Annotated in this window: 15 protein-coding genes; 9 read left to right on the forward strand and 6 right to left on the reverse strand. The window is 69.8% G+C overall.

Annotated elements, in window-relative coordinates:
* Positions 1 to 2 precede the first annotated feature (2 nt).
* From NR810_RS25315 to NR810_RS25325, 3 genes are all read left to right on the forward strand, one after another.
* Positions 3 to 941, forward strand: coding sequence for an alkaline phosphatase family protein (locus NR810_RS25315; protein ID WP_257456028.1), 939 nt, complete (start codon positions 3 to 5; stop codon positions 939 to 941).
* Positions 938 to 1,822 (forward strand): peptidase MA family metallohydrolase, encoded by an 885-nt coding sequence (locus NR810_RS25320; protein ID WP_257456029.1) that lies wholly within the window; start codon positions 938 to 940, stop codon positions 1,820 to 1,822. Before NR810_RS25315 ends, NR810_RS25320 begins: the two co-directional genes overlap by 4 nt.
* Positions 1,823 to 1,982: 160 nt before the next feature.
* Positions 1,983 to 2,801, forward strand: a complete 819-nt coding sequence (locus NR810_RS25325) for a carboxypeptidase regulatory-like domain-containing protein (protein ID WP_257456030.1) — start codon at positions 1,983 to 1,985, stop codon at positions 2,799 to 2,801.
* Positions 2,802 to 2,863: 62 nt separating this feature from the next.
* Here NR810_RS25325 and NR810_RS25330 read toward each other — a convergent pair whose 3' ends face one another.
* A complete protein-coding gene (locus NR810_RS25330) occupies positions 2,864 to 3,691 on the reverse strand; it encodes an Ig-like domain-containing protein (protein WP_257456031.1) in 828 nt (275 codons plus the stop codon).
* A 273-nt stretch (positions 3,692 to 3,964) separates the two neighbouring features.
* Here NR810_RS25330 and NR810_RS25335 point away from each other — a divergent pair, with 273 nt between their 5' ends.
* The 3 genes from NR810_RS25335 (at position 3,965) to NR810_RS25345 (ending at position 7,837) form a co-directional block, all read left to right on the forward strand.
* Positions 3,965 to 5,563, forward strand: coding sequence for a serine hydrolase domain-containing protein (locus NR810_RS25335; RefSeq protein WP_257456033.1), 1,599 nt, complete (start codon positions 3,965 to 3,967; stop codon positions 5,561 to 5,563).
* A gap of 14 nt (positions 5,564 to 5,577) precedes the next feature.
* Positions 5,578 to 6,243, forward strand: a complete 666-nt coding sequence (locus NR810_RS25340) for a pentapeptide repeat-containing protein (RefSeq protein ID WP_257456034.1) — start codon at positions 5,578 to 5,580, stop codon at positions 6,241 to 6,243.
* Between the two features lie 400 nt (positions 6,244 to 6,643).
* Positions 6,644 to 7,837, forward strand: a complete 1,194-nt coding sequence (locus tag NR810_RS25345) for a threonine/serine exporter family protein (protein WP_257456035.1) — start codon at positions 6,644 to 6,646, stop codon at positions 7,835 to 7,837.
* Here NR810_RS25345 and NR810_RS25350 read toward each other — a convergent pair.
* Positions 7,720 to 10,443 (reverse strand): AAA family ATPase, encoded by a 2,724-nt coding sequence (locus NR810_RS25350; protein WP_257456036.1) that lies wholly within the window; start codon positions 10,441 to 10,443, stop codon positions 7,720 to 7,722. The genes NR810_RS25345 and NR810_RS25350 overlap by 118 nt on opposite strands.
* Positions 10,344 to 11,942, reverse strand: coding sequence for a protein kinase domain-containing protein (locus NR810_RS25355; RefSeq protein ID WP_257456040.1), 1,599 nt, complete (start codon positions 11,940 to 11,942; stop codon positions 10,344 to 10,346). The genes NR810_RS25350 and NR810_RS25355 overlap by 100 nt, the downstream gene beginning before the upstream one ends.
* 371 nt (positions 11,943 to 12,313) lie before the next feature.
* On the opposite strand from NR810_RS25355, the gene NR810_RS25360 reads away from it, so the two are divergent.
* Positions 12,314 to 12,625 carry a hypothetical protein gene (locus NR810_RS25360; protein ID WP_257456042.1) on the forward strand — a complete coding sequence of 104 codons (312 nt, stop codon included), beginning with the start codon at positions 12,314 to 12,316 and terminating at the stop codon, positions 12,623 to 12,625.
* 236 nt (positions 12,626 to 12,861) lie between these two features.
* Positions 12,862 to 14,256, forward strand: coding sequence for a dihydrolipoyl dehydrogenase family protein (locus tag NR810_RS25365; protein WP_257456044.1), 1,395 nt, complete (start codon positions 12,862 to 12,864; stop codon positions 14,254 to 14,256).
* On the opposite strand, the gene NR810_RS25370 is transcribed toward NR810_RS25365, so the two are convergent.
* Positions 14,244 to 14,741, reverse strand: a complete 498-nt coding sequence (locus NR810_RS25370) for a VOC family protein (protein ID WP_257456046.1) — start codon at positions 14,739 to 14,741, stop codon at positions 14,244 to 14,246. The two genes, NR810_RS25365 and NR810_RS25370, sit on opposite strands and share 13 nt — an antisense overlap.
* A gap of 111 nt (positions 14,742 to 14,852) precedes the next feature.
* On the opposite strand from NR810_RS25370, the gene NR810_RS25375 reads away from it, so the two are divergent.
* Entirely contained in the window at positions 14,853 to 15,200 is a 348-nt protein-coding gene (locus NR810_RS25375) for a DUF2845 domain-containing protein (RefSeq protein WP_257456048.1), read from the forward strand.
* A gap of 3 nt (positions 15,201 to 15,203) precedes the next feature.
* On the opposite strand, the gene NR810_RS25380 is transcribed toward NR810_RS25375, so the two are convergent.
* Positions 15,204 to 15,857 (reverse strand): NAD(P)-dependent oxidoreductase, encoded by a 654-nt coding sequence (locus NR810_RS25380; protein WP_257456050.1) that lies wholly within the window; start codon positions 15,855 to 15,857, stop codon positions 15,204 to 15,206.
* 147 nt (positions 15,858 to 16,004) lie between these two features.
* Entirely contained in the window at positions 16,005 to 17,315 is a 1,311-nt protein-coding gene (locus tag NR810_RS25385; protein WP_257456051.1) for a pectinacetylesterase family protein, read from the reverse strand.
* Positions 17,316 to 17,327 lie beyond the last annotated feature (12 nt).

The raw sequence follows: 17,327 nt of genomic DNA on the forward strand, positions 1-17,327 counted from the left end.
TCATGCGCGTCGCGGTCCTGTTCATCGATGGTGTTGGCATTGGACGAAACGAGCCGGAACAGAACCCCCTCGCCGGGAGGGATTACCTCCTCTCCCGGTTCCAGGACGCCCCCGATGCTCCCCTCCCCGAGGGCGGCCAGTGCTTCCCGGTGGACACCACCTTCGGCGTCGCCGGGCGCCCGCAGTCCGCCTCCAACCAGACGGCCATCCTCACCGGCCAGCCCGCCCCCACCCTCATCGGCCGCCACGTGCTGGGCTACCCGGACAAGCCCCTGCGCGACATCCTCTCCCAGCACTCCATCATCAAGCGCCTGGTGACCGCGGGCCGCAGCGCCACCTTCGCCAACAGCTACCCCGTGGCCTACCTGGACGCGCTCAAGCTCCACCGGCGCCCCTCCACCAGCGGCCCCGAGTTCACCCTGCCCCCGGCCGCCCTGCGCCGCCTGAAGGCCTCGGCCACCACCCTGGCCTTCACCGCCGGTGACATCGCCCTGCGCACCTTCGAGGACGCCCAGGCAGGCCACGGCCTCACCCATGACATCACCGGCGAGCGGGCCCGGGCGAAGGGCATGACCGCCGTCCCCCAGCGCACCCCGGCCGAGGCCGCCGAGGTCTTCTGGCGGGTGGCCGGCGAGGTGGACTTCACCTTCTTCGAGCACTACCTGGCCGACGAGGCCGGGCATGCCCGCGACTTCGCCGCCGCCCGCGAGGCCCTGGACACCTTCGACGCCTTCGCCCGGGCCGTCATCTCCACCCGGCCCCCCGACGCGCGGGTGCTGGTGTGCAGCGACCATGGGAACGTGGAGGACTTGACTACCCGTTCACACACCTTGAATCCCGTCCCCGTGCTCTACTTCGGTCCGCCAGCGCCCGGGTTGAAGGCCCTGGCCACCGTGGCGGACGTGGGCCGCACGGTGCTCCGCTGGTTGGACGTGGAATGAGGCTCTCGATGCGCGATGGCAGTGGGCTGGGAGGCGTGGGGCGGGTGGTGGTGATGGGGGTGTTGCTGCTCCTCCCGGCATGTGCCTCACCCAGGAGGCTGGCGACGCCCGAGGCGGCCCTCGAGTCCTCCATGGCGAGCCCCTCCGGGCTGTACCGCATCGAGTTCATCCGCGCCGACGCGAAGGACGCCGCCCGCCTCCAGCGGGCCGTGGAGCACGCCCTGCCCCGGCTCGAGCGCTGGGGCACGCTGCGCGAGCCCATCACCCTCAAGGTGATGCCCGACCATGCGTCGCTGGAGGCCGCCACCCAGCAGCACGGCGTCGACTGGCTGCGCGCCTGGGGCCGCTATGACGAGCTGCTCGTGCAGGCCCCCTCCACCTGGGGCGTGGCCGGCGCCACCCAGCCGCAGCTCAACGAGCTCATCCTCCACGAGCTCACCCACAACCTGATGTACCAGCTCTCGGCGGACCGGCTCGGCTGGTCTCGCAAGCAGATCCCCCTGTGGTTCCGCGAGGGCATGGCCTCGTACACGGCGGAGCAGTCCTACCGCTGGGTGACCCTGGAGGAGATCGCCCGCCACCTGGAGCGCTTCCCCCAGAGCGAGCCCCTGCGCAACCCGGCCGAGCTGTACCGGGACGACGCCAACCTCCTCTACGGCGTGGCCCACCAGGCCTTCGCGTTCCTCCTCCAGCGCTACGGCGAGGACTCGGTGCGCGCCCTCCTGCGCGAGATGAAGGGCGGGAAGAACTTCCCGGAGGCCTTCGAGGCCACCATCGGACTGTCCCCGGAGTCCTTCGTGCGCGACTTCACCCGCTATGTGCGCTGGCGCGGGTTCCGCAGCACGCGCGCGACGCCACGCGCGGTGGAGCCGCGGGACTGAACAGCGGCCTGCTACCTCGGGAGGCACCCGAGCACGTCCTCCTTCCCAGGCCCTACCTATTGGCTCACCGACCCGCTTTTCTGTTACGACAGACGCGGACCTTCCCCACCCAGGTTCGCGTTCCCCCCACGCGGACCGACAGTGTGAGGAGACTGCACAGATGAAGCTGCGTACGTTGGGCCTGACGGTACTCGGTGCCGTGGGACTCTCCGCCCTGACGGGCTGCAAGAAGGACGAGGCCCCTGCCGCCCCCGCCGTCCCCCAGGCCCCGGCCGAGGCCTCCATCAAGGCCGCGCCCCTGCCCGCCGACACGCCCCTGCCCCAGGAAGAGGCCGCCCAGGCCCCCAAGGGCGGCGGCACCGTGCGCGGCGTCGTCACCTTCAAGGGCAAGCCCCCCGCCGCCACCCCCATCACCCCCGGCACGGATCCCAACTGCGACGGCATGGACCTGGTGGAGCAGCCCGTGCAGGTGCGGGAGGGCAAGCTGGCCAACGTCCTCGTGCGCGTGCAGGGCAACGTGCCCGGCCAGCCCACCACTCCGCCGAGCTCCATGGTGGTGGTGGACCAGAACCGGTGCACCTACCAGCCGCGCGTACAGGGCGCGGTGATCGGCCAGCCGCTCGTGTTCATGAACAGCGACGGCACGCTGCACAACGTGCGGGGCCTGGCGGGCGGCAAGCAGCTCTTCAACGTGACCCAGCCGCCCCTCAAGACGCGCGAGGCCCGGCCTCCCCAGGACGCGGAGATCATCCGCCTCAAGTGCGACATCCACCCGTGGATGACGGCCTGGGTGGTGGTGAACCCGAACCCCTACTTCGCCACCTCCACCGAGGACGGCGCCTTCTCCCTGCAGGGCGTGCCGCCGGGGACGTACACCCTGGAGGCCTGGCACGAGACGCTCGGCGCGAAGACGGCCCAGGTGACGGTGAAGGAAGGCGAGGAGGCCCAGGTCTCCTTCGAGTTCGTGGCCGCGAAGTAGCCGCGCGGCCACCGGGCCCGCCCGCCCCCACCGCCAGGCGGAGGAGCGGGCGGAGGTACCGCCTACTTCTTCTTGATGGTCAGCTTCGTCTCGGCGGCCTTGCTGCCACCCTCGGCCTTGATCGTCACGGCGCCCGCCTTCACGGCCGTCACCTTGCCGGTGGCGTCCACGGTGGCGATCTTCTCGTCGCTGGTGGTGAAGGTGAAGGAGACGCCCTGGATGGCGGCGCCGTCGGTGGCCTTGGCGACCACGGCGAGCGAGGCGCTCTCACCCACCTTCAGGGTGGCCGGCACGGTCTCGAAGGCCACCGCCTCCACGTCCGGCAGCTTCACGGTGACGTCGAAGGCCTGCTTCAGCTTGCCGGAGGTCACCGTCACGGAGGCGGTGCCCACGCCCTTGGCCACCAGCTGATTGCCACTCACCTCCACCACGTTGGCGTCGGCGGCGGCGTACTCCAGCTTCGCGTCCTTCACGGGGCGGCCGGCGTCATCCTGCACCTCGGCCTCGACCACCGCCTGCGAGCCGATGCCCGTGAGCGTGAAGGGCGCGCCCTTGATGAGGATGGCGGAGGGGATGACCACCTCCACGGGAGCCGAGGCGCTCTTCTCACCGGACTTCACGGTGATGGAGGCCGAGCCGCTCTTCACGGCCGTCACCTTGCCCGTGGCATCCACGGTGGCGACCTGCGCGTCGCTGGAAGCAAACTCGAACTCCGCCTTCTCCACGGGCTTGCCGTCCTCGGTGAGACCGCGGGCGGACAGGGTGACGGACTGGCCGGCCTCGGCGAGCTCCACCTTCGCCGGAGAAACCTCGATCCGCTCCAGCTTCGCGCAGGCGGAAGCGAGCAGGACCACCGACGCGGCCATCAGGGGATTGAACAGTCGATTCATGGTGCGTGAGTCTCCAGGAACTTGGCGTTCCAATGAACTTGGGTGGTAAAACCCGTCACGCCCCAGCAAGCCCTGTTCCATTTGTGACATCCCACGAGAGACCCGGGAGGCCGTGGAGAAAAGGGACAATCAACGCCTCGCGTTGTCCTTTTTCTCCCCAGGTGCCCTCCCGCTCGACATCGGGTAACGGTGGGAGCACAACCGCACGCGCCACATGAATCACCACGACAGAGCCGCCGAGACACACGCCGGGTACGGACCCCGGAGGGATTCGTGGTGAAGGGCTGGTGTCTCCCCTTCCTCCTGTTCGGCCTCACGGTCTGGGCGGCGCCGCCGGGGATGGCGGTGTGCGAGCCGCCGCGGGTCTCCGCGCCCGAGGTGGAGCGGCCCTTCTCCGAGGAGGAGCAACGGGCCCTCGACGCGCTGATCCGCGCGGAGCTCGCCCGGGAGCCGCACGTAGGACTCGCGGTGGGCGTCCTGCGGGGGAGCCAGCGCTGGGTGGGCGCCTACGGACTGCGCGACGCGGCCCGGGGCCTGCCGGCGACCTCGCGCACCACCTGGCGGATGGCCTCCATCACCAAGTCCTTCACCGCCGTGGCCGTGCTGCAGCTGGTGGAGCGGGGACTCATCGACCTGGACGCCGACGTCCACACGCTGGTGCCCGCGTGGCCGGAGAAGCGCTGGCCGGTGACGGTGCGGCAGCTGCTCGGACACCTGGGGGGCGTGACGAACTACGGCCGCTTCGGCCCGAGCCATGACACCGGGCCGCTCGACACCGCGGGCGCGGTCGCCCTCGTCTCGGGCTACGACCTGGAGGCCGAACCCGGCACGCGCTTCATCTACAGCACCTGGGCGTACAACCTGCTCGGCGCCGCCATCGAGGCCGTGTCGGGCCAGTCCTATGGTGAGTACCTGCGGGAGCACGTTTTCGGACCCGCCGGCATGGAGCACGCGAGCCTGGATGATCGCCGCACGCGCGACGAGCACCACGCCGCGGGCTACCGCCTCCGGGACGGACAGCGGGTGCCCTCCAAGGTCGTCGACGTGTCCGGCCGCTTCGCCGGCGGAGGCACGCGCGCGTCGATCGAGGATCTGCTCGCCTTCGGAGGGGCCCTGCTCGACTACCGGCTGGTGTCGCGCGACAGCACGGGGCGGATGCAGACGCCGATGAGCACCCGGGACGGGCACCTCACGGATTACGGCATGGGCTTCGCCACGTACCCGGTCCGAGGCCACTACGTGGTGGCGCACGCGGGGGCGCAGCCGGAGACGTCGACGCTGCTGCTGCTGCTGCCCGGGGAGGACGTGGCGATCGCGCTCGCGAGCAACGTGGAGGGCCAGGCCGCGTCGCTGCGGCGCATCGCGCTCGGCATCATCGAGTTGCTGCTCGAGGACGGAGGCCCCCGGCTGAGCGCGCGCCTCCAGACCTCGGTGGACGCGGTGGTGAACGAGGCCCTGGGCCGCATCTACGGCTATGGGCTCGCGTACCACCAGTGGGCCTCGCGAGGGCCGGGGACCCTGCCCGGGACGGGCGGACTCCCGGAGGCCTTCGAGCAGGTGACGAGGCTGCTCGATGCGACCGCCATCGCGAAGTCCCCGAACACGACGCTCGAGCGCATCCGCTCCGCCCACGAGCCGCGTGAGGACTGGCTCTTCGTCCGGGTGGGCGCGCAGATGGCCCGGACGTTGGAGGAAGCCCTGGGCCCCGAGCGGCTGCGCGGCTATTCCTCGCGAGGCGCGCTCGCCTTCTTCAACGACTACCTGGCCGTCTGCGAGTCGAAGGGCTGTCCAGAACCCTTCCGCTTCAACGAGACACTCCGCGCGGATCTGCGCCGTTTCACCACGGGAAGCCACAGGCCTCCCGCCCACTGAGTCCGAGCACCCCCATGTCCACACAACCCGACAGGACCCTGACGGCCGAGCAACGGCTCGCGAAAGAGGACGCCTTCGAGAACGAGACGTTCGCCGACCTGGATCTCCAGGGCCACGACCTCGGCCAGAAGGAGTTCTACAAGTGCACCTTCGAGAGGTGCCAGTTCCAGGAGAGCGGCTGGAAGAGGACCGTGCTCGAGGCGTGCGTCTTCAACGGGTGCGATCTCACCCGCGCGCAGTTCTCGCAGACGGCGCTGCGGGACGTGCGCTTCGAGGGCTCGAAGCTGATGGGTATCGACTGGACGAGCGTGTCGCCCAACCCGGAGCTGGCGTTCGAGGGGTGCGTCCTGCGTTACACCTCGTTCGTCGGCCTCAGCTTGAGGAAGACCTCCTTCCTGCGCTGCACCGCCCAGGAGGCGAACTTCTTCGATCTGGATCTGACGGACTCGGACTTCACCGGAACGGACCTCACGGGCAGCAACTTCCGGGGCTGCACGCTCACCCGGACGAACTTCGAGAACACGGTGGGCGCCTTCCTCGACCCGGCGCGCAACCGCCTCAAGGGCACCCGCGTTCCCGTGGAGACGGCGGTGATGCTGGCGCAGACGCTCGGGATGGTCGTCTCGGGATTCAACGATGCCGGCGGTGCCGAGCGCGGTGGCCGGAAGAAGACCCGGTAATCCCTCTTCGCCGTCGAAGGCAGGGCGATCACGCCGTCCGAGCCACGTAGCTCCTGCGGGAAGGCTCCGCTGGGACCCGGGGCGATGGTGATGGGACGCCGATGCACCTTCCCACGATGGCCCACGGGCAGTCCTGCCGTCGCAGTCGAAGCGGCCATGGGGCCAACCACACGCCATGTCCCGGCGGAATGGGTTGCCGTCACCGGGTGGCGACAACAGCGTGCGAGGTGCGTCGCCCTCTTTCTTCCCGGAACCCGCCCCCATGCTTTCCCTGCTCCACCTCCCTCCCCGCTTCTTCCGAGGTCGGGCCCCACGTCCTCCACCCCGGGCCCCTCGGGAGCCAGCGCCCCGGGCGGAGCAGCCTCGGCTCGGCCACCTGGAGCTCGGGGAGGTGCTCGGGGTGGCGCTCCGAGCCGGGCAGGTCATGGTGGAGAGCGGCGCCAATGCCTCCCGGGTGGAGGATGCCATCGTCCGTTTCGGCCTCGCGCTCGGCGCCGAGCGGATGGACGTGTACGCCACCCCCACGGGCATCGTCGCCTCCGCCCTCGCCCAGGCTCAGCACCGCACCCGGGTCGTGCGCGTGGTGAAGACCGGCATCGACCTCAATCGCGTGGCCGCCATCCTCCAGCTCGCGGAGCGCGCGAGCTCCGGGGCGTTCACCCGGGCCCAGCTCCGCACGGAGTTGGAGCGCATCGCCAGCCAACCCCGCCTCTATGGGCTCTTCACCACCCTCTTCTCGGTGGGAGCCGCCTGCGCGGCCTTCGCGCTCCTCTTCGGAGGCCACGCGCTCGAGGCCCTGGTGGCGGGAGCCGCCGCTGGCGTGGGACAGGCCATCCGCGAGGTGCTGGTCCGCCACCATGTCGGCCGCCTGGCGATGACCTTCCTGGTCGCCGCGATGTCCGCCGGCCTGGCGCTGCTGGGCTCGCGATTGCTGGGCCTCCCGGGGCCTGGCCTCGCCGTGGCCGCCTCGGTGTTGCTCCTGGTGCCCGGCGTCCTCATGGTCAGCTCCATCGCCGACCTGTTCCGCGGGGACATTCTCCCCGGCATCGTGCGGGCCACCTCCGCCGTGCTCATTCTCGGCACCATCGGAGGCGGCCTGTTCCTGGCACTGCTCGTCTCCGCCCCCCACCTGGCGCTCACCACCCGGACACCGCCCTCCTTGTGGGCCGCCACCCTGCTGGGCTTCGCCGCCGCCCTCGGTTTCGCCGTGCTCTTCGACGTCCCCCGCCGCGCGCTGGTGTGGGGCGGCTTGACGGGCGCCGTGGGCCTCGCCACGCGCAACGGCCTGCTGCTGCTCTTCCCCAGCGTGCCCCACGAGGCCGCCATGTTCTTCGCCGGGTTCGGCATCGCCCTGACGTCCGAGCTCATCGCGTACTTCCTGCGCATGCCCATCAGCATCTTCACCATTCCCGGCTTCATCCCGCTCGTCCCCGGCGTGCTGGCCTTCCGCGCCGTGTTGGGGTTCGCCGAATTGGACTACACTGCGGGCACCAGCAACCTGGTGCAGGTCACCTTGCGGCTGGCGGCGCTCGCCGCCGGTCTCGGCACGGCCCAGGCGCTCACCCGGCGCCAGTGGTGGCCCTTCGCTCGGTAGCTAGACGTCGGCCGGATGGCCCATCCCCGCCCCCTCCGCGAGCCGCGCCAGCAGCAGCCTCGCGTCCTCGAAGTCGGGGGCCTCCTGGCGCGGATCGTACCGGTCGCGGAGCCGCTCCAGCCCAGCAGGTGTCGGGCCTTCTCCGGCATTCCCTCCTCCAGCAGCAGGCGGGCGAGGCCCACCGCCGCACGCACCTCGAACAGGCCCGCATCCTGCTGGCGGGCCACCGCCAGGGCCCGGAAGAAGCAATACCGCGCCTCGTGCGCTCTCCCGCGTGCCTTCAGGTGCTCGCCCCGCAGGCGATGCAGCTCGGCCTCGTAGAAGCGCTCGCCCGTCTTCCTCATCCAGGCCCGCGCCTCCTCCAGCGCCAACAGCCCCTGCCCGTTCTGGCCCAGCTTCAGGTGGATCTCCGCGAGCAGGCATTGGTGGTAGCTGATACCGATGCGGAGGCCGAAGCCCCGCCAGCGCTGGAGCTCACGCTGGAGCAGCTCCAGGCCCTCCTGGGGCCGTCCCACCTCGGCGAGCGCCCAGCCCTGGAGGTCGGATGACCACACCCGCCACAGCTCGTAGCTGCGCTCGCTGGAGATGGAGATGGCACGCTCCGTCCATTCCAGGACGCTCCTGGCCTCCCGACGTATCCCGCAGGCCACCGCCGTGTACGTCAGGGCATGGGCGAGCGTGTGGGGATGGCCGAGGCGCTGCGCCAGCTCCACGGCCTGCTGGCTATACCGCCGGGCCCGCTCTGGCCGTCCCACCAGGGAGCAGACCACGGGCGCATAGCTCAGGGCGGTGACGCGCGGGTCGGTATATTGCAGCTCCGTCTCGAGGTAGGAGCGCTCGTGGCCGGCCCGCGAGCACAAGGCCACCGCGCGCTCCGCGCACTCCAAGGCGAGGCGGGGCCTGCCCCTGGCGACGAAGTAGTAGGCCATCATCCGGTTGCCCTGCAGGAGCAGATCCGGAATGGAGTGGAGCTCGCCCAGGCGGACCAGCCGCTCGCTCAGCGCCTGGCACCGGGAGAGCTCCGCCCGAGCGTAGTGCCAGGCGAACCAGCCCCCGTAGGGCAGCTCTTGTGAGGGGAGCGAATCACCGAGTTGCTCGAGGAGCGCCCACGCCCGATCGTAGACCCGCTCCGCCTCGGGCGAGCCGTAGCCGTGCCGCAGGGAGAGGGGCAGGCCCAGGGCCAGGAGGATCCGCAGTTCCTCGGCGGTCCGCTGGCTGGCGTCGGGCAGGCCCCGCAGCAGCGTCAGCGACTGGGTGAGATGCTCCACCGCCTCCTTGGTGGCGGAGCGCGTCTGGGCGAGCTGCCCGGCGCGGAGCCACCACGAGATGGCCTGCTCGGAATGGCCCGCCCCCGTGAGGTGGTGCGCGAGCACCTCGGGACGTGCCTCCATTTCACGGGCGAAGTGCTCCCGCAGGACCCGTGCGATGCGCCGGTGGTAGTGCCGCCGCTCGCGCCAGGACAGGGACGCATAGGCCGCGTCTTGCAGGAGCGCATGGCGGAAGAGGTACACGGGCCCTCCGGGCTTCGACCCGTCCCGCCGCTCCTGGAATAGCCCGCCCTGGAGCAGTCCGGCAAGCTCCCGCTTGAGTGGGGCCTCCTCACTGCGCGTGAGCGCCAGGAGCAGGGAGAGGGAGAAGTCACGCCCCACCACCGAGCACAATCGGACCAGCGCCCGCTGGCGCGTCGGGAGCAGATCCAATCGCGCCAGCAGCAACTCGTGCAGGGTGACCGGAAGGGTGCTCGGCAGCTTCGCCTCTCCACCCCGCTCCAGCAGCATCCGCACCAGCTCCTCGATGAAGAGCGGAATGCCATCCGACCTGTTCGCCAGCTCGCGGACCAGCTCCGCCTGCAGGGGTTTGTTGCTGGCCGCCTTCACCAGGACCCCGGCGAGAGCGGGGCCCAGCCGATCGAGCACCAGCCGGTGGAACCAGGGCCGTGGAGGCCAGGGCGGCTGGAACTCGGGCCGGGCGGTGAGGACGAGGAGGATTCGCGACTGCCCGATGTGCTCGAGGAGGTAACCAAACAGCTCCATCCGGAAGGAGTCGGCCCAGTGCATGTCCTCGACGGTGACGAGCACCGGGCGCTCCATCGCCAGCAGCCGAAGCATGGTCGCCAGCGCCTCGAAGATCAGCTCCTTGCGCCGCTCGGGCGTGAGCTGGCGCACCACGGCATCGTCGGCCACGGGCAGATTGAGGAAGAGGCCGATGGCCTGCACGTGCTCCGGGCTCATGCCGAACGACGTCAGCCGCATCTCCAGCTCCCACAGCTGGGTCTTCGGACTGCTTTCCGGGGAGACATGGAGGAGGTGGTGCATGAAGACCTCGAAGCCCGGATGGAGCGCGCCGACGCTGTAGCGTGGCCAGCACTGGGATGGCATCTGGAAGGAGGTCTTCGGAGGTATCCGCGCGACCAGTTCCTGGAGGAGGCGGGACTTGCCGATGCCGGCCTCTCCGGTGAGCAGCACACACGCTCCCTGACCGGCGCGAGCCGCCTCCCAGAAGCCCCTCAACCGCCGCAGCTCGTCATCCCGGCCCACCAGGGGAGTGAGCGCCTGGGCGATGAGCGCCCGGCTGAAGCGGGACAGGGCCGCGCGCTCGCGCACCACGCGCCAGGTCTCCGGCTCGTCGTTCCGGCCAGCCCCTCGAAGGAGCGCGGCCCCCGCGACTCCATCTCGAAGCTCCCGCGCACCAACCGCCAGGTGGTGCCACTGACGATTACCTCTCCCGGCCCGGCCTGCCTCGCGAGCCATTCCGCCACCTGCGGGGCTTCGCCCTGGATGGCCACCGCCCGCCCCCGAGGGTCCGGCGAGTGCTCGCCCAACACCATCAGGTCCGTGTGGAGCCCCACCTTCACTGTCAACGAGCTCGAAGCGAGCTGGGGGAGGGCCTGCCTCAGGGCCTTTGGGATCATACGGGCCAGCACCAGGGCAGAGCGGACCGCACAGTCCGCGTCGTCCTCCCGCACCTGGGTGCTGCCGTAGGAGGCGAGCACCTGGCGTCCCAGGTACAGGTTGATGGAGCCACCATGCCGCCGGATGACGTCCACGCACTTGCGGTGGAAGGCCGTCTCCAGCGTGCTGATCGTCTCGGGGTCGAGCGGCCCGTTGAGCCCGGTGCTGCCCGTGAGCAGACAGCACACCAGGGTCACCTGCCGGCGCCGAGGCACCCGGGCCCTTGGCGCCTCGTGCACGAAACCGAGCCGGAGCCGCAGCTCCCGCAGCTCCTCCGCCATCTCCCGCGCCGACTGGAAGCGCTTCTCCGGATCCTTGGCCAGCCCCGTGCTCAGGAAGGCCTCCAGCTCCACTGGCAGCTCTGGATGGCGCATGTGCAGCAGGGGGGCGGGCTCGTCCGACACCACCCGGTTGCGCAGCTGCTCGAGGGTGACGTACGGCCAGGGCAGCTCGCCCGTCAGCATCTCGTAGAGCACCACGCTCGTGGTCCAGAGGTCGGTGCGCGCATCCTGAGGGCCGCCTCGCCATTGCTCGGGAGCCATATAGGCGGGCGTGCCCGCGGTGGGCAGGCGCAGGGCTTGAGAAGGGCCACCCGCCGCGGTGAGGTGCGCCAGGCCGAAGTCGAGCAGCTTCACCGTGCCCTGCTCGGTGAGGAAGACGTTGCTCGGCTTGAGGTCGCGGTGGATGAGGTGGTGGGCGTGGGCGTGGGCCAGGCCCGAGAGGATGCCCTCCAGCACCTCCAGCGCGCGCTTCGGCTCCACCTTGCCCCGCCGCATCAACGCGGCCAGCGACTCCCCCTCCAGGTACTCCATGATGAGAAAGGGGATGCGCTGTCCCCGGTGCACGGGCGTCCATTCGCTCACGTCGAAGATGCGGACGATGTGCTCGTGATCCAGCCGGGCAATGGCCCTCGCCTCCAGCAACGCCAGATCGGCCAGCTCCTCTCGGGGCAGCAGGAACTTGAGCGCCACCACACGTTGCAGCTCATGGTCCCGGGCACGGAAGACCTGCCCCATCCCCCCGATGCCAATCCTCTCGAGGATCTCGAACCGGTGGCCATCCTTGCCGCCCAGCCATTCGCCAGGCCTGGGCAACTGCAGCGGCATGGGAGCCTGGGCAACCTCCCTCATGAAGGATTCGAAGGAGGCATCCATGGAGTCCTCCAAGCCCTCCTCCTCGAAGTCCTCGCCACCGCTCGGGGGTGAGAGTGGGTACCCGCCCCCCTGACTGGCGTCCCTGCTCATCGCACACCCCCCGCCTGCACCAAGGCTTCTGCAAGGCAAACGTGGCAATGGAAACGCGAGGCCGCCAGTGAGGCGAGCGGCGCGAGGGACATCGTCCTTACCTGTTGGAGCGACTGGGAGGCCTGTCTGGCGACGGGGCGTCAGTCCTCCAATCCCCGCCGACGCCTGGCGGGCTCCAGGGCTCTTCCCCAGCTTGTAGGTGAGACATACGTCCCGCTTCCCGGTTCCGCCAGACAGGCCCCGGCCCCTGGCGGCTCCTCGCAACCCCACTGGAGGCGAACATGCCCGTGCTGTTTGCACTCTTCGCGCTTGCCGTCCCGCGACTGGTGATGCTCGTGCTGTGGTTCTTCACCGACTGGTTCCACGGCATGTTCGACACGTTGCTCTGGCCGATCCTCGGCTTCATCTTCCTGCCTACCACGCTGCTCTGGTACTCGGCAGTGCAGCACTGGTTCGACGGGCAATGGACGCTCTGGCCCATCGTGGGGCTGGTGGTCTCCTTGATGCTCGACGTGTGGTCGAAGCAGGGACGCGGCCGCCAAACCGAGCCTCCCCGACGTGTGAAGGCTCCCCGCCGCCCCGTCCCGGCATAGCCACTCGAAGCCGTAGGACCTCGGACCCGCCGGGCCGGGTGACGCTCACCCGCTTGAACGTCGTCGGACTCCGCGCATTCTCCGGACGCATCTCCCTGAACCGTCCAGCACCGGACGGAAACAGCCCGGACGAAGTGCCGTCGGGTGGATGAACACTCCGCCGCGAGACGCATGGTGCCGCCGCCCGTTCGCCCCTACTCCTTGGCTTTCGAGCAACCAAACCACGGAGAGGGCACATGGCGGACGCATTCGACGTAGTGATCATCGGCGGAGGCCCGGCCGGAGAGAACGCCGCGGGAAGGACGGCCGCGGGAGGACTGTCGACGGCCCTGGTGGAGACGGAGCGGCTCGGCGGTGAGTGCTCCTTCTGGGCCTGCATCCCCAGCAAGGCGCTGCTGCGGCCTTCGGAGGTGCACTGGATGGCGAGGCACTCGCCCGGTGTCCGCGAGGCGGTGAAGGGGCCGCTCGACGCCGCGAAGGTGCTCGCGCACCGGGACGAGATGGTCCTCGGCTACGACGACAGCTCTCAGGAGAAGTGGGCCCGAGACGTGAAGCTGGAGGTGGTGCGAGGGCACGGCCGGCTCTCGGGTCCGCGCAAGGTGGCGGTGACACTGCGAGACGGGAGCACGCGCGAGCTGACGGCACGCCGGGCGGTGGTGCTGGCCACGGGCAGCCGGGCGCGGATACCGGACATCCCCGGGCTGCGCGATGCCCACCCGTGGACGAACCGAGAGGGCACCGGAGCGAAATCCGTTCCACGGCGGCTGGCGGTGCTGGGAGGCGGCGCGGTGGCCGTGGAGCTGGCCCAGGCGTGGCGTGAGCTGGGAGCCGAGCAGGTGACGCTGGTGCAGCGAGGCCCGCACCTCCTCAATCGCCTGGAGCCCTTCGCCCGCGAGCAGGTGGAGAAGGCCCTGCGCGAGAGCGGCGTGACGGTGCGCACGAAAGCCCAGGCCACGCGCGTCCACCGCGCGAGCGGCAAGGGCGAGGTGACGGTGACGCTCGACACGGGGGACACGCTGCGCGCGGACGAGCTGCTGGTGGCGCTGGGCCGGGAGGTGGCCACACGGGACGTGGGACTGGAGACGGTGGGACTCACGCCGGGCAAGCCGGTGGAGGTGGACGGGCAGCTGCGCGCCAGGGGGGTGGACGGCGGCTGGCTGTACGCGTGCGGAGACGTGAACGGGCGCAACCTCCTCACGCACATGGGCAAGTACCAGGCCCGGCTGCTGGGAGACCACATCCTGGGCAAGCAGGTGGAGGCGTGGGCGGACCAGCGGGCCACCCCGCAGATCATCTTCACGCACCCGCAGGTGGCCGCGGTGGGGCTCACCGAGGACGAGGCCCGCAAGCGAGGCCTCCCGGTGCGCGCGGTGCAGGTGGGCCTGGACTCGGTGGCGGGCACGTCGCTGCTGGGCCAGGGCTACGACGGCGCGGTGAAGCTGGTGGTGGACGAGAAGCGGCGCGTCATCCTCGGAGCCACCTTCGTGGGCCCCGAGGTGGGGGAGCTGCTGCACTCGGCCACCATCGCGGTGGCCGGCGAGGTGACGCTCGACACCCTCTGGCACGCGGTTCCGGCGTTCCCCTCGGTGAGCGAGGTGTGGCTCCGGCTGCTGGAGGCCTACGGCTTGTGAGCGGCCGACGCCTTCGCCAGCGTGTCGAAGGCGGAGATGACCTCGGGAGGGGCCTGCACCAGCTCGATGAGCACGCCCTCGCCCCCGATGGGGAACTGCTCGTTGCCCTTGGGGTGGATGAACGTCACGTCGAAGCCGGCGGCGCCCTTGCGGATGCCGCCGGGAGCGAAGCGCACGCCCTGCCCCTCGAGCCAGCCCACCGCGGCGCGCAGGTCATCCACCCAGAGTCCCAGGTGGTTGAGCGCGGGGTCGTGCACGCGCGGTTTCCCGTTCGGGTCCACCGGCTGCATCAGGTCCACCTCCACGCGGAACGGTCCGACGCCAGCGACGATGATGTCCTCGTCCACGTTCTCACGCTCGCTGCGGTAGGTGCCGTGGGGCTCGAGGCCCAGCACGTCCACCCAGAGCTTGCGCAGGGGCGCCTTGTCGGGCCCGCCGATGGCCACCTGTTGGAGTCCCAGGATGCGAAAGGGTCGTGTCGTCATGGCGGCGCACCGTCGCACAGGTGATGGTGCTGGGGGGTAGTGAATTTTCCTCGCGCCCCCGACGTCATGCGCCGGGTTCATCCACCGCCCGACCTTCCCGGAGCACGTCCGATGCGAGCCCTGCTGGCGACCCTGACCCTCTCGTTCCTCCTCCTTCCCGCCCGCGGTGACGCGGCCACGCTGCGCTGCGGCAACAACCTCGTCGCGGACGGAGCTTCCAAGACCGACGTCCTCTTGAAGTGTGGCGAGCCGGCGGCGAAGGAGAGCCGCACCGAGTCCGACGCGGTGAAGCAACGGCGGGGCGGGAAGAACGACTCCGACTCCACCACCACCGAGCAGGTCGTCCAGAAGACCATCGAGGAGTGGACGTACAACTTCGGCCCCAACCGGCTCATCCAGGTGGCGGTGTTCGAGAACGGCAAGCTCGTCGACGTGCGGAGCGGCGGCTACGGGCGGTAGGCCTCAGCCCGACAATGCGACCGACCGGTGGAGGAACTGGTTCCCCGGAACCAGCGAGGCCAGGAAGCGGCCCACGTTGCGGCGGGGAACGGTGTGATGCCGCACCTCGCCCGTGGGAGAGGCCAACACGTCTTCCCGAGGCAGCTCGTTGGTGAGCCCCACCGGCTGGACGAGGATCCAATCGAGATCGCTGTTGCGTACGAGCTGCTCCTGGCGCTCCTTGTCGACGATCTGCTCCTTGAGCAGCAGCCGGTAGGCCAGCTTGAAGAACCAGGGCAGCTTGTCGCGCGTCTCCCCTACCCCGTAGGCCGACACCACGACGAGCTTGCGCACCTTCTGATGGTGCATCGCCTGGATGATGTTGCGGGTGCCGCCGGAGCAGACGTGGGTGGGCGTGCGCGAGCGATGGAGCAACCGCACCTTCAGCGGGTTGTCATTCACCCCGAGCGCCACCACCACCGCGTCCTGCCCGGACACGGCGCGCTCCACGTCCTCGGTGCGCAGGACGTCTCCCGAGACGAGGTGCAACCGCTCCGACGGGAGCCCGAGCTGGTCGGCGTGCCGTGAGAACGCCGTCACCTCGTGACCGCCCTCCAGGAGCTCGCGCACCGTGGCCCGACCCGTTCCACCCGTCGCACCGAAGACGATGACCTTCATGGCCCACCTCGTCCCCGTACCCTTGGGGACGGCACGCGCGGAGGGCAACCCGGTGCACCCGAGCGGTCAGCCGCCGGAAAGGCGGCCGACCTCATGTCCGGGGGCAGGGCGGCCCTCCGCCACGTGCCGGGCCAGCGTCAGCCGGACTCAGCCCTCGAGGGCGCCGTTGATGAGCGGCGCGAGGATGCCCATGCCGGGATCCTCGGCGTTGTAGCCGTTGGCCGGCTCGTAGATGCGGATGCGCTTGTTCTCGTTGATGAAGCGCTGCAGGAAGACGTCCATCGGCACGAACTCGCTGTGGCACGCGTAGCTCTGCCACGGCTCCGAGACGTACTCGTACCAGTACTTCTTCTCCATCTTCTGGCAGGCGTGCGCGCCGACGAAGGTGATGATCGTGCTGCAGTGGCTGGCGTTGATCGCCCGCTCGTGCGGGATGAAGTAGCTGTAGTTGTTGTAGAGGTTCAGCTCGGCGACCAGCTTGTCCTGATCCTGCTTCCAGTAGCTGAGCACCGTCTCCTTGTCATTGGGCGTGTAGAAGCGCTCGTAGGAGAAGCGCGAGTAGTTGTAGTCGCGCGAATAGGCCGTGTAGGCCAGCTGGTCGTTCGGGAACTCCATCGCCAGCATGCGGTTGATGGTGCCCATGTTGTTGCGGTCGAAGGAGGCCGGCAGCTGGTTGAACACCGAGTCCAGCGCCCACGACTGGCGGATCTTGTCGTGCAGCGGGCGCGAGCGGTCATTGACGTTGGGCGCCAGGTAGATGGGGCCCGAGTCGTTCAGGAAGTAGCCGCGCGCCGGATTGATGCCGCGGCGCACGAAGTAATAGCCGGCCGAGGTGGCGGTGCCGCCGGCGCTGAAGCCGGTGACCAGCAGCTTCTCGACGCTGGGGAACTGCTGCTTCGCGTAGTTGATGGCGGCGATCGAGTTCTTGTAGCCGGCGTGGTGCCAGACGAGCGGCGGCTGCTGTCCCGTCGTGTCCGTATAGGTGACGGTGTTGTTGCCCACGTGCACGTCGCCCGTGCAGTAGGGCATGTAGACGATGTTCCAGTCCTTCGTCGCGATGTCCTTGCGGCTGCGGAAGGGAAGTCCCGGATCGGCGCCGTTCACGATCGGCGAGACGTACTTCGCCGTGAACTGCGTCATGTAGTCGTCGGTGATGCCATTGGGGTTGGCCGCGCCCAGGACGCCCGCGCGCCCGCTACAGGTGTCGTAGTCCCAGCACGCGCCGCCACCCTCGAAGAAGAACAGCAGGTTCTTCGAACCGGTCCCGCTCCGGTGGACGAAGAACTTGTACTGAGAGCCATTTCCACACTGCGTGCCCGGCAGCGACACCTTCTCCCAGCTGTAGTTGTTGCCGCCGTCCACCAGCACATCGACGATGCCGGAGACCAGCACCTCGGCGCGCGCCGCGCCCGGTGCCGCCGTCGCGGCCAGAAGACCCATCAACACATAGCTTTTCATTTCGCTGCCTCC

Source organism: Archangium lipolyticum, assembly GCF_024623785.1.
GTDB lineage: Bacteria > Myxococcota > Myxococcia > Myxococcales > Myxococcaceae > Archangium > Archangium lipolyticum.